This is a genomic window from Mesoplasma entomophilum (assembly GCF_002804125.1).
Lineage (GTDB): Bacteria > Bacillota_I > Bacilli_A > Mycoplasmatales > Mycoplasmataceae > Mesoplasma > Mesoplasma entomophilum.
The window spans coordinates 560,799-574,521 of sequence record NZ_CP024966.1 but is presented as its reverse complement, the minus strand read 5'-3'; the positions used below and the strand labels follow the sequence as shown (position 1 = coordinate 574,521).

Below are 13,723 nucleotides of genomic sequence, written 5' to 3'. Positions count from 1 at the left end.
TTATTATGAAAAAATTATTATTAGCTTTATCATCAATGGCTGTTGTTGGTACTTCAGCAATGACAGTAGTTTCGTGTGGTGACAAAGGAAATCCAGACCCAGGAGAGGGAGATAAAGAAAAAGAAGCAGTTAGAGAATTAATCAGACAATTTGAATCTGAAGTTCAAGCTAAATTTTCAACAATTGTTTCATCTCCGATGGCAACAAGATCAACATTATTAGACACAGAAGCTTCAAAAAATGGTTTAATATTCTTTCAAGAAGATAATTTAAAGTCAATTTATGAAAAAGCTTCAAGTGGCGAAAGTGGTGGTGAAGCAACCAAAAAAACTTCAACATATGCAGATGAACAAGCAGTTAAGTTTTATAATGTTTTAACAGATGATCAACTAAAAGATTTAACATCAAATGTTGAATCACTATTAAGCCCAGCTAAAGCAATGGCAGATTTAAGAAATGCTATTAGTACTTCAACATATAGTATTTTAATTGGAAGTTTTGGATCAAAATGAATTGATGATCTTAAATTTGATTATGAAAATGCTGAAATGACTTTTGGTAATACAGGAGCTGCAGGTGAAGGTTTTATTTCAAGTATTAATTTAAACTTCTCTTCAACATATAGATATAAAGATGCAGAACAAGCAACAGTTACAAAAGCTGTAAGAGGAACAATTGTTATTACTGTTTCAGATAATGGTGAAATTATTGCTTCAATTAATAAAATTAGTAATGAATTAGCTGGAGATATGCTAAAAGAAGCAAACTCAAATGTTTATGTTGATTTTGCAACATTAAAAGCACTTGAACCAACTTTGACAACTCAGGATTTATTAACAGCTAATACTGATGTATATAAATCAGCAATAAATAAATACAATGAAAAATTTGCTAAATCTTTAACTACAATAGTTAAAGATAAATATTTTAAAGGTACTAGTTCAGCTGTTGTGAATGCAATTAATGTTGGTTACTATAATGAAAATGATGTCATTAGACAAGAACAAACAAATCATTTTAACAATACTGGAAAAATTAGTGTTGAATTTGATGATGGAACAGAACTTGAAGGACTTTCATGACCTGAATGAAATACATTTTTTGGAAAAGTTAAAACAACTGATACATTGCAATTAGAAGGCGCTAGAGTAAGCGGAGATGAAGTTTTATATAACTCAATTGAAAGTCAATGAAAAGAAGTTTTAGAAAATTACAATAAAAAATTAATAAGTGAATATGAAAGAAGAATTGAAAAATCAAGCATCAATGAAAATGAAAGAACTGCTGATTTATTGGCTATGTCAATTTCAAGTGAAACAGTTACAAATAAGGGTTTAACTATCTCATTACAAAATGGATATACTCAAAGAATAAGCGATATTGGTTTTACATACTCTATTGCTATTGACAATAATGCAACATCACTTTCTGAAACAACTTCAGCAGAAACATCAAAAATATTTAGTTCTTATTATAAAGGAATTGAACAAATGTTAAATACATTCCATAACTTTTATGGAATTTCTGAAAGCGATATTTGAACATCACCAAATGCTTCAATACAACAGAAAAAAAATAAATTTAAAATGTCAGGTGAGACAGGTGTTAAAAAACAAGATGGAACAGATTTTAATATTTGAGATTATTGAAAAGAAACTGGAGCAGTAAATGGAAAAATTAATCCAACTAATTTTGCAGATGCTCTAAGTTTAAATACAAGTGTTGACGGAACACCTGAGGTTCAGCAAATTAAAGAACAAAACTTAATAGCAAAAGCAGAAGGTATTACTTACTTCAACTTTACTTACTCAGATATGAGTAAGGTTAATCAGCAACATAACTACAGAAATGTAAGAAGTGCATCAATCGCAGATTCATCTTATACAGGAAATGATGGAACATTGTTAATGAAAGGTTTAACAATGTCTACAAGTAACAATTCATGTTTAAGCTTTGGAATTTCAACTGATTTAATTGACGTTTCTTTCGGTAAAGGTAAAAGATTCGATATTAAATCATGAGGTACATATACATTTATTGAAAGAATTTAATAAGTAAAAAATAAGAAAGGAAATAATTATGAAAAAATTATTATTGGCTTTATCATCAATGGCTGTTGTTGGTACTTCAGCAATGACAGTAGTTTCCTGTGGTGACAAAGGAAATCCAGACCCAGGAGAGGGAGATAAAGAAAAAGAAGCAATAAGACAATTGATTAGACAATTTGAAGCTGAAGTTCAAGCTAAATTTTCAACAATTGTTTCATCTCCGATGGCAACAAGATCAACATTATTAGACACAGAAGCTTCAAAAAATGGTTTAATTTTCTTTCAAGAAGATAATTTAAAGTCAATTTATGAAAAAGCTTCAAGTGGCGAAAGTGGTGGTGAAGCAACCAAAAAAACTTCAACATATGCAGATGAACAGGTAGTTAAGTTTTATAATGTTTTAACAGATGATCAACTAAAAGATTTAACATCAAATGTTGAATCACTATTAAGCCCAGCTAAAGCAATGGCAGATTTAAGAAATGCTATTAGTACTTCAACATATAGTATTTTAATTGGAAGTTTTGGATCAAAATGAATTGATGATCTTAAATTTGATTATGAAAATGCTGAAATGACTTTTGGTAATACAGGAGCTGCAGGTGAAGGTTTTATTTCAAGTATTAATTTAAACTTTTCTTCAACATATAGATATAAAGATGCAGAACAAGCAACAGTTACAAAAGCTGTAAAAGGAACAATTGTTATTACTGTTTCAGATAATGGTGAAATTATTGCTTCAATTAATAAAATTAGTAATGAATTAGCTGGAGATATGCTAAAAGAAGCAAACTCAAATGTTTATGTTGATTTTGCAACATTAAAAGCACTTGAACCAACTTTGACAACACAAGATTTATTAACAGCTAATACTGATGTATATAAATCAGCAATAAATAAATACAATGAAAAATTTGCTAAATCTTTAACTACAATAGTTAAAGATAAATATTTTAAAGGTACTAGTTCAGCTGTTGTGAATGCAATTAATGTTGGTTATTATAATGAAAATGATGTAATTAGACATGAACAAACAGGGCATTTAAACAATTCAGGATCTATAAATTGAAGTTTTGATGCAGGTGGTGCTACTACAACAACTGACAATCCAGGAATTAATGGTTGACAAGAATGAAATACAGTATTTGGAAAAGTAAAAACCGATTCTCAAATAAAATTGCAAGGCCAAACAGTTGCAGGAGATTCTGTTTTATATAGTGCCTTAGAAAAAGAATGAACAAACTCACTTTCAAAATATAATGAATTAATTAAACAAGAATACAAAGATAGAACACAAAATACAAATCAAGATATTCCAGAGTCTGAAAAAACTCAAGACTTACTTGATATGTCAATTTCAAGTGAACAATTAACAGCTAAAGGTTTACAAATATCATTAGCAAATGGTTATAGTCAAAGATTAAGCGATGTTTCTTTTACATATTCTTTAGCAATTAACAACAATGCAACTGCATTATCAGAAAAAAGTGACGCATCAGTTTCTTCAATTTTTAATGCTTACTATAAAGGAATCGAACAAATGTTAAATGTCTTCCATAGTTTCTATGGTATAGAAGAAAGTGACATTTGATCAAATGCAACAGCTTCACGAAATCAATTGAGAAATAAATTTAAAATGAGTGGAGAAACAGGCGTTAAAAAAGAAGATGGAACAGATTTTAATATTTGAGATTATTTAAAAGAAACTGGAGCAGTTAATGGAAAAATTAATGATGAACAATTGACTGATGCACTAAGTTTAAATATTGGAGTTGAAGCTCAACAAATTAAGGAACTTAATTTAATTTCAAAAATGAGCGGTATCTCAACTTTTAATGTCAGATATAATGACTACGGAAAAGGACAATCAAGATATCAAAGAGTTGCAGGTTTCGCTGATGAAACATATACTGGTGCATATGGAGATACTTTATTAAAAGGTTTAACATTTCAAACATCAGATAACTGTTCTTTATCATTTGGAATTCAATCTGATTTACTAAATTTTGAAATAAAATCTGACACATTTGACTGAAGAAGCCAAGGTAGATACACATTTATTGAAAGAATTTAGTAAATAAAAAAATAGGAGGAAGGCTGAAAAATGAAAAAATTATTATTAGCGCTATCAACTTTAGTAGTTACAAGTTCAGCATCAACAATTGTTGTCTCTTGTTCTACTGAAACCAAAAAACAAAATATTAATTCAATTGAAAGATTTTTGACAACAATATTACATAGTAAAGAAAATGATCAAGAGCCTTGAACTAATGACGCGCTGGAAGCAGAACTTGTTAACCAAAAGGTTGATGTAGCTGGTGGAGTTAGTGTAAAAGTCAACAATGAAATAGAGGAGGGAACAATTACCAATAAACAACAGAGTATTGTATTTATTGGTAATGGAACTTCAAAAAATAATTATAAATACACAGGTGAAATAACTTTAATTTATAATTTTGGTGGAAATAAGCCAGCACCTAAGAAAAAAATAACTCAAGAAGAATTAGCTACAACAATAAAAGGATTACAAAACTTTTTAGATACAATTTATTTTAAAAGTGAAAGTGTTGTTAAAAATACATTTGTACCAAATGCTAATATCCCAGGGACTCCTGCTGAAGGTGTAGTGTTTAAAACTGTTACGGTTACAATTCTTGAAACAACTCAACCAACTGACCCATCAATTCCAAAATTTACAAAATTTAAAGTTACTGGAACCATTGGAATTAAAAATAATGATTCCGAATACTATGAATTTGATGATGATGTTACTGAAAAAGATAAAGAATTTACATGCGAAGGAACAATTGTAGATTCAGTTATTATAGAAGATAAGGTTATAACCGAAACAACTGAGTTAATAAATAATTGAATTAAAGGTCAAAAATTTAGCGATTATAATGATTTTAAAAATAAGCTTTTGTCTCAACAAAAAGAAATTTTAGCAAATGAACAAATTGCAATTGAAAGCATTACTAATTCAGCTATAACTGAAAGCGATGCAAATATTAATTCAATGTATTGAACAAATCAAGTAAGTGTCAACTTAAAAGCATCTGTTGGTTATGAATTTTCAAAAGAAGTAATTGAAAATGAACAGCATAAAATAAAAACAGATATTGAAATATTGAAAATAGAATCAAATCCTTTAAAATGGCATGTTTTGACAAGTAAAGATGAAAAATATATTGAACCACAATTCATTCAATTTAATTCAGCTGTTAATACAAGTAAGATTCAAAAAGAATACTTAACAAGTCAACAAATTACCCAAGAATGAAACCAAGAAAATGATAAACATCAACAAAAACAATTTGTAGAAAGTTTAAATATTTTTACTGGCAAAGATAAGGATGAAAAAATAGCTAAATTTGTTAATACTCAATATTTTACAAATACAACTGCATTTAACTATGGTTCTGATGCAAGTGAAAGTCTATTTAAAGTTGATGAAATTTTATTCTTTGATAAAACTCAAGAAAATTTAAATAAAAATATTGAAAGCGTTTTAGGGCAAACTAAATCACTAAATGAGTTTGTTTCCTCAACTAACGCATTGACTAGAGAAACAATTGAAAATACTCAAAATGTTAGCTATTATGTCGTATTTTTAACTAAAAATAATGATGGCAACTATAAAGCTGCAAATAGAGTATTAAACGTTTTACTTCAACAAATTCCTATAGTTGATTAAATAGAAAGATAAAAGATTATGACAGAACAAATTAAAAAATTTTTTAGTGGCCATGATGTAGAAGCTAATTTAGAAGATCTAATTAAATTTAAAAAACAATTGAATAAAAATTTAATCAGTGAAATTAGTTCTAATAAAAATTTACTTAAGTTAGGTGAATTTAGAGTATCTATATCTGATGCTGAAATGATTAACTCTCAATTAAATAAATTGATTAATGATTTAGAAGATATTATAAATCGAATAAATTTATAATAAGAAATGGTTTATCAAAAATAACTTTGAACCCTTCTTTAATTAAAAGAAGGGTTTTATATTAAGAAAGGATACTAATGGAAAAACAAGCAAAAAAGAGAAAGCAAAAAAATAGTTTTTTTAAAAAATCAAAAAGCTATGTAATTAAATTAAGTTTCACTTTTGCTGTCTTAATGACAATAGTTATTTTCTTTTCAATGAAAATAGTAAATGCACTAGTTAATAATAGAGATATTTTGGAAGCATTTAAAACTATTGGATTAATTCCCCCAACAGACTTAAGTTTGCCAAATATAATTGATTACATATCTAATATTATTTTGCTAATCGTTTTACCTATTTTAGTATTTACTTGAATTGTTCTAATTATTAAATTCAAAACAAAAAATAAGAATGTTAAAATGGCTGAGACTGAAAAACATTTTAAAGCCTCATTAAAAAATCAAAAAGTTGATGCAGAAACAATTTTAGAAGTTGAGAGCTCTGATATTGATGTGTACCCTCACTATGAAGAAGATAAAACGTTTTTTGAAGAATTTAATAATGAAAGTGATAACGACTTGACTTTTTTACAACAAAGAGCAAAAACAGATGGATCAGTTTTAATCAAGGAAAATTTAAGTGAATTAGTTAAAAATGCTTATAAAATTAAAAAATACGCTATTTTAAAAAATATAGATGTTGATGATGTAGTTTTAGAGGAAATGACTAAAAAAGAATTAATTCTTTTTATGAAAAAAATAGGTGACGAATTGAGAAAAAATGAATATCAAAATCCTAATTCAAAAGATTATTCAGAAAAAAGCAAAATTAGGGAAAAAGATAATGTAACTCAAATCAATGAAAAAAAACAATCAGAAAATATTGATATGGTTGAGGCAGGTAAAATAAATCAAAAAAAGTCCGTAATAAGAAAAAATAAAATCACTAAAAAAGATTTAATTGATTCAATTTTCATAAATACTGATAGTAAATTAACAAAAGTCAAAATTAAAATAATTGTTGATAGCTTATTTGAACTAATGGGAAGTAATTTAATTGAAGAAGGTTCAGAAATTAAAATTACTAATTTTGCAAAGTTTTCAACAGTTTTAGTTAATGAAGCAACAATGAAAGATATAAAAACTGGTGAATTAAAAATGGTACCTTCACGCAAGGCAATTAAATTTAAATCGTTAAAAGGCTTAAAGGAGAGTTTAAATAGTGAAAAAGTATAATGAAGAAAATGCTTTAATTTTAATTATTGCAACTAATTTAAAAAAGATTAGATCTCTTAAGGGTTTTACTCAAGAAGAGTTAGGCTTTAGATCTGGTATTTCAAAAAATTATATTTCTGATTTTGAAAGAGGAAGAAGAAACATAACAATTAAAGTTTTTCAAAGACTTATTGAGGGTCTTGAAATAGAACCTCAAGATTTATTAATTCCTTAAGTTAATACTTAGATATGGTGTATAAATCAAATAAATATAAAGTTGATATCAAACCTAATTGACATGTATACAATTTCAAAATATTTTGTAATTAGTATAATTATATTTTTATGAAAGCTTAGCTTTCATTTTTTTTTTTTTTTTAAACTTAAATAATAATTCAAGCTGATTTTACTAAGGATTTAGAGTTATATAATATCTTGATATTTTAAGCTTAAAATAAAATTTAAAAGTTTAAAGAATTTCTTATAAATTCAGTAAATGAGTTTAGTTTAAAAAATCAACAACTCAAAACTTATATTAGATACATAGAAGATAAATACAAAAATAATAATATTTTTAAAACAGTAACTATAAGTGCTGTTTTTTTTAAAATAAAATCCTTTAATAATATTTTGAAATTTAGAAAGGATAACAAAATGAAAAAGTTATTATTATTTTTATCAAGTTTAAGCGTTTCAACAATTACTGCTATAAATATTATTGGTTGCACAACAAATCATAAAAATGAAAATCAAATTGAAAATCAAAATGAAAAGCCAGAAGAAGTTGAAATTGCTTTAAATTTAGATTCGTTAAACATACAGACAAAAATTATATTTTCTAGTGCAATTGAAATTCATGAAAAAATAATATTCAATGAATTAAAATCACTTAACCAAGATATAGAAATTAAATGAAACTATTTGTCAGTTATAAAAAAAGAGAAATATTGTTTATCAAGTATAGATGAAAATATTTATACGGGAACCATTGAATTAGAAATAATTCAAAAAAATAATATTAATAAATTCCAACAGGAAATGTATTTAAAGACAACAGAAGTAAATGAGCAATCAATAATCGAAAATTTTAAAACACTAAATCCTGAAGTAAAAGAGCTAAAATTATTATGTAAAAAAGAAAATGAAAGTTGAATAATTAGTGTTATTGAAGAAAATGAAAACTATGATGGCTTCATTATATTAAAAATCTATATTAAAAAAGATATTAGTGATGTAATACAAGATAAGACTTTTAAATCACAAACAATAAACAGCCATGAAAAAATAGTAGTTAAATTAATTAGGGCTAAGTATCCTGAGTTAGCTGATATAAAATTAAAAGCAATTTTATTTAATAAAAATACTTGATCAATAAGTGTTGATGAAACAGAATTAATTTATTATGGGAATTGCTTAGTGCAATTATATGTTTAAAATAATAGTCTAAAGCTATTATTTTTTCTTTTGTCTAGTCATAAAATTAAAGTGAGGGAGACCTCGCAAAGGAAAAAAATGAAAAAATTATTGCATTTATTAACTTGTTTATCTTTAACAGGATTTAGTTTAAGCTTAACTATAAGTTGTAGTAATAAGCCGATAGTAAATATTGTAAAAACTAATATAGAATCAATATTTACAGATAACTACATTGAATTGCCATATTGAATGGATATAAATGGTGAAAATATCTTAAGCATGATACGCAAAACATACCCAGAGTTAAAAAAATGTAAATTGAGATTAGTATACAGCACAACTGTATGAGAATTGCACGTTGATAAAAGTGATTTATATTTTGAAGGTATTAAATACTTTAATATAATAATAAATGAACAAATTCCAATACTGCCAACAATTAAAAAAGAGTTGAAACAAGTTTTTGTAAACACAGAAATTGTTTTATTTGATGAAAATGAAATTAATGAAAATAATATTATTAGAAGAATAAAAGAAATGTACCCAGAATTAAATTTTATGAATTTATACCTTGAAAAAATAAATGAAACATATTGAGAGTTGTCTATTGAGGAAAATGAAATATTTTATCAAGGAAGCGTTATTTTAAATGTAACTATTTATAAAGAAGAACAGATGCCTGGTTTTCTAGTTAATATAGCTTGAATAATTAAAAACAATTCTTTTATTGAAGTAAAAACAAATAATGAACAAGGAATATTAAACAGTATTTATAAACAAGCACCAGAACTTAAAAATAGATTACTAGTAACTGATATAGAAGATATGGGTGTAGTTGATCAAGACAAACTTGAAACACATCTATTTGAAGCAATACTAGTTGTATCAGATGATGATCAACAATACTTTGGTGGAGTTTTAGTGAAGTATTATTTTGATGTTAATGTAAAACAGGATTTAAACAGTCTTATTGTTAATCCTCATATATTATTACGAGAAAATGAAGAAATAATTCAAGCAAATATATTAAATAAAATAATTCTTGATTATCCTGAATTAAAAACAGAGGATTTAATTTTAAAATATCTTTCAAATACTCAATGAGAATTATCAATTAGTGAAAACAGTTTTGATTATCAAGGAAGCGTTGTTTTAAATGTAACTATTTATAAAGAAGAACAGATGCCTGGTTTTCTGGTTAATATAGCTTCAATAATTAAAGACAATTCTTTTATTGAAGTAAAAACAAATAATGAACAAGGAATATTAAACAGTATTTATAAACAAGCACCAGAACTTAAAAATAGATTAGTAGTAACTGATATAGAAGATATGGGTGTAGTTGATCAAGACAAACTTGAAACACATCTATTTGAAGCAATACTAGTTGTATCAAATGATGATCAACAATACTTTGGTGGAGTTTTAGTGAAGTATTATTTTGATGTAAATAACTAAAACAATTCAAAAGACTATTATGGTCTTTTGCTTTTTTATGTTTAAATTAATATATGAGAAATAAACCATATTATAAAAACTGGATTTGATATTATCATTTAATAGCCTGTTTACTATTTATAGGTTTTTTATGCTGAGGATTTTATCTTTCAAGTTTTGTTGAATACTGATATAGTAATAACTCTTTTACCAATTATGATATCTTAATTAGTTTCTTTTCAGTACAAGTTAATATCATGACAATAGTCTGATTAATCATTTATATTATTAACTTTGACAAGAAAGAAAAACATGGAATATTAACTGATCGATTTAGAATGGTTATGATGAATTTAAATATGTTAGTATTTTTAATCTTTTGAATGGGTGTAGTATATTATGCTAAATCAGGTGAAGATAGTATAGCTAACTATGGTACTAATCAAATACTTTGTACCATAGTTACTCACTTAATATGTCCAATTCTATTATTCATTATTTATCAATTTAGTATGGGAAACGAAAGATATACTTATAACTTTTATAAAAAATGAGATATATACATTGTATTTATCTATGCAGCTAGTTATTTAGCATATGTATATATTAGAGGAGAGTTATATTTACAAAATAATAATACAGGTTGATATCCTTATCCATTTGTAGACTTTCAGAATCTATTTATTGGTAATTCAGTTATTTTATATGTACTATACTTAATAATAGCTTTCTTTATTTGATTTTCCTTACATCATTTATGATTGGTTTATAACAATAACTTGATATTTAATTATAAGCAATATAAAAAAATTATTAAAATCATTTAAAAAAACTTAAAAAAAATGCACTTTTTTTGGAAATTTTCTTAAAAAAGTGTTTTTTTTTTTTTTTGTGTATAGTAATACTTAGCAACTTAATATAAGCTTATGAGTGTTAATTTCAGGGGAAAAGTTAACTACGTTTTTCCTTTCCTTTGGAGTTATTTGTCGGTTTAGTTTATTATTTAACAAACTTCTTTTAGTTTTAGTAAGGTTTTTTAAGTTGATTAAATAAAATAAAAAAAGGAGAAAATAATGAAAAAATTATTATCAATTATAGGAGCGGTTGGAATAACTGCAACAGGAGCTTCAGTTGTTGTTTCATGTGGTAACAAAACAACTGGTCCTGAGGTTGTTGAAACAAATTTAGCTAATTTAGTTTCAAACAAAAATGTTAAAGTTATATTAGGTAATGAGAGAAACAAAAGTGTTATTTTAGACACAATTATTGCACAAAACTCAAAAGCTAACTTAACAAAAGCTGACTTAAAATTAACAATAACAGGAACTGAAAAAAATCCAGTTTATACTTTAACTTCAGCAACTGAAAAATATACAGGTGAAGTTTTAATTACAGTTGAAGCTGAAAAAGATTTAACAAAAATATTTGCTGTAAAAGATTTTACTCTTTCAAGTAGCAATAATGATAAAGATGTTGTTAAAGAAGCAATTTTTGAAGCAAATAAATCAACAGGTGCAAACCAATTAGAAGAAATTAAAGATGTTATTTTTAGTTTTGCAAATTCAGTAAAAGGAGATTATACTGAAGTAACTGTAAAAGCATCACCTATTGGTTCTCTTAAAGGACTAACAGGTCAAGTAAAAATGACTGTTAAATGAGAAAGTGATCTAGCTAAATTAGTAACTAACACAACAGTTGTTTTAGGAGACGATTCACCAGAAGTTGATGTTGTATTAAATAAAGTTATTGAACTTAACCCAAGCGCAGCTTTAGATAAAACTGTTGGAATTAAGTTTGATGAAAAAACAAAAGAATATACATTAATGCCAAAAGCTGATTCAAAATTTACAGGTAATGTTTTAATTAATGTTAAAAAAGGACAAGAATTAAAACTTGCTGAAACAGCATCAAAAATTGAAACAGTAACAGGTGCAACAAACGATGAAATTTTAGATTTAATTATTAAAGCTCAAACAGAAGCAAATAAAGCAAGTCAAGAAAATTTATTGATTGCTAAAGAAGATGTACAACTTGTTGTTACAAAAGATGATCAAGGTAACAATGTTTATACATTAAAATCAGTAAACAACGGAGTTAAATACTTTGGTGAAGTTACAATTGAAGTAACATTCAAAGATGATTTAAATAAATTAAACTTAAACAATGTTGTTACTTTACCAATTGGTTCAACAAATAATGATGTTTTAGAATATGTTATAAAAAATAATACTAAAACAGTTACAGCAACAGATGACGATGGTTTTGCAACAACAAAAGAAGAACCAATTTTAAATGAAGCAGATGTTAAATTAGTTGTTACAACAACAGGTGAAGGAAAAACTGCTAAAACTGTTTATACTTTAGAATCTTCAGATAATGGTACAAAATATACAGGTAAACTTGTTTTAAATGTAACATTTAAAAAATCAAATATTACAGGTTTAGATGCTAAAGCATTAGGTTTAACTGTAACTCCTGCAACTACAGCTGATCAAATTCTTGAAGCATTAAACAAAAAATTAGGATTAACAACAGATGCAACTAAATTAGTTTTAGATAAAGATGTAACTATCAAAAGCGATGCGGCTGAAGCAAATGGTTCAATACCAGAAAAACCTGCAACAAAATGAACTGTTAGTGTAGTTAAAGCAAGTGGATCAGGTACAAATGCTATTAAAGCAAGTGAAAAAGTTGAAGGTAGTGATATAACTCTTGCAATTGATTCAAGAAAAGACTTAAAAGATGCAGAAGGAATGGAAATTCCAACAGAATTAACAAGTACAAAAGTTCTTGCAGAATTAAACACTGAATTAGGATTAACAGAAGAAAAAGATAAATTACTTTCAGGTACTGATGTAACTATTTCAATTGATCAACCTACTTATGAAAAAGATGGAAAAATTACAATTTCAGCTGTTTCTACAAGTAAAAAAATTAAAGGTGAAGCTCTAGAACTTATAGTTGGCAAAGTAACTGATTCAAGAAAAGACTTATCAGAAGCAAAAGACATGGCTATTCCAGCAGATTTAAAACCTACAAGTGTTCTTGCAGCATTAAACACTGAATTAAAATTAGAAGATGTTGCTAAATTAGAATTAAATAAAGATGTAACTATTTCAGTTGTTAATCCTCAACAATCTAAAGAAGGAAAAGTTACAATTTCAGCTGTTTCTGGAAGTAAAAAAATTAAAGGTGAAACTTTAGAATTTGAACTTCCAGCAACAACTCCAAGAAAAGACTTAAAAGAAGCAGAAGGAATGGAAATTCCAACAACTGACTTATCAAATGATAGTGTTCTTGCAGCATTAAACACTGAATTAAAATTAGAAGATGATGCTAAATTAGCTTTAGATAAAGATGTAACTATTTCAATTGAACAAGTAACAACAACTTCAAATGGAAAAGACGAAACAAAAGTTACAGTTAAAATTTCAGCTGTTGCAACTTCAAAAAAAGTTAAAGGCGAAACAATAACTTTAACAACAAAATAATTTGAATAATATTTAATTAAAATATATATAACAATTATTAGTATTGATCATAAGTTTAATTTATATGATTCCCCTATATTTCGTATAAACTTATTTAATAAATTATGGCTTTATATTAATAAAAATATCTTAAATCTTTAAAATAAAGATGAATAAAAAATTTAAGACAAAATCACAAATTTTTGG

10 protein-coding genes are annotated in these 13,723 nt (G+C 26.0%); all 10 read left to right on the top strand.

Annotation, left to right across the window (positions count from 1 at the left end; translation table 4 throughout):
* Positions 1–5: 5 nt before the first annotated feature.
* The gene (locus MENTO_RS02560) at positions 6–2,051 is read left to right on the top strand and encodes a hypothetical protein (protein WP_100679868.1); all 2,046 of its coding nucleotides are present in this window, start codon (positions 6–8) and stop codon (positions 2,049–2,051) included.
* A gap of 28 nt (positions 2,052–2,079) precedes the next feature.
* Positions 2,080–4,122, top strand: coding sequence for a hypothetical protein (locus tag MENTO_RS02555; protein ID WP_100679867.1), 2,043 nt, complete (start codon positions 2,080–2,082; stop codon positions 4,120–4,122).
* 30 nt (positions 4,123–4,152) lie between these two features.
* Positions 4,153–5,742 (top strand): Vmc-like lipoprotein signal peptide domain-containing protein, encoded by a 1,590-nt coding sequence (locus MENTO_RS02550; protein ID WP_100679866.1) that lies wholly within the window; start codon positions 4,153–4,155, stop codon positions 5,740–5,742.
* An 18-nt stretch (positions 5,743–5,760) separates the two neighbouring features.
* Positions 5,761–5,997 (top strand): hypothetical protein, encoded by a 237-nt coding sequence (locus MENTO_RS02545; protein WP_099651300.1) that lies wholly within the window; start codon positions 5,761–5,763, stop codon positions 5,995–5,997.
* A gap of 77 nt (positions 5,998–6,074) precedes the next feature.
* Entirely contained in the window at positions 6,075–7,214 is a 1,140-nt protein-coding gene (locus MENTO_RS02540) for an HU family DNA-binding protein (RefSeq protein WP_099651299.1), read from the top strand.
* The gene (locus tag MENTO_RS02535) at positions 7,201–7,428 is read left to right on the top strand and encodes a helix-turn-helix domain-containing protein (RefSeq protein ID WP_099651298.1); all 228 of its coding nucleotides are present in this window, start codon (positions 7,201–7,203) and stop codon (positions 7,426–7,428) included. The genes MENTO_RS02540 and MENTO_RS02535 overlap by 14 nt, the downstream gene beginning before the upstream one ends.
* 419 nt (positions 7,429–7,847) lie before the next feature.
* The gene (locus MENTO_RS02530) at positions 7,848–8,627 is read left to right on the top strand and encodes a hypothetical protein (protein WP_099651297.1); all 780 of its coding nucleotides are present in this window, start codon (positions 7,848–7,850) and stop codon (positions 8,625–8,627) included.
* A gap of 78 nt (positions 8,628–8,705) precedes the next feature.
* Complete coding sequence (locus tag MENTO_RS03845) at positions 8,706–10,067, top strand: hypothetical protein (RefSeq protein WP_169916096.1); 1,362 nt, start codon at positions 8,706–8,708, stop codon at positions 10,065–10,067.
* Positions 10,068–10,303: 236 nt separating this feature from the next.
* Positions 10,304–10,873, top strand: coding sequence for a hypothetical protein (locus MENTO_RS02520; protein WP_167372686.1), 570 nt, complete (start codon positions 10,304–10,306; stop codon positions 10,871–10,873).
* Between the two features lie 246 nt (positions 10,874–11,119).
* Positions 11,120–13,537, top strand: a complete 2,418-nt coding sequence (locus MENTO_RS02515; protein ID WP_099651295.1) for a lipoprotein — start codon at positions 11,120–11,122, stop codon at positions 13,535–13,537.
* Positions 13,538–13,723: the final 186 nt, after the last annotated feature.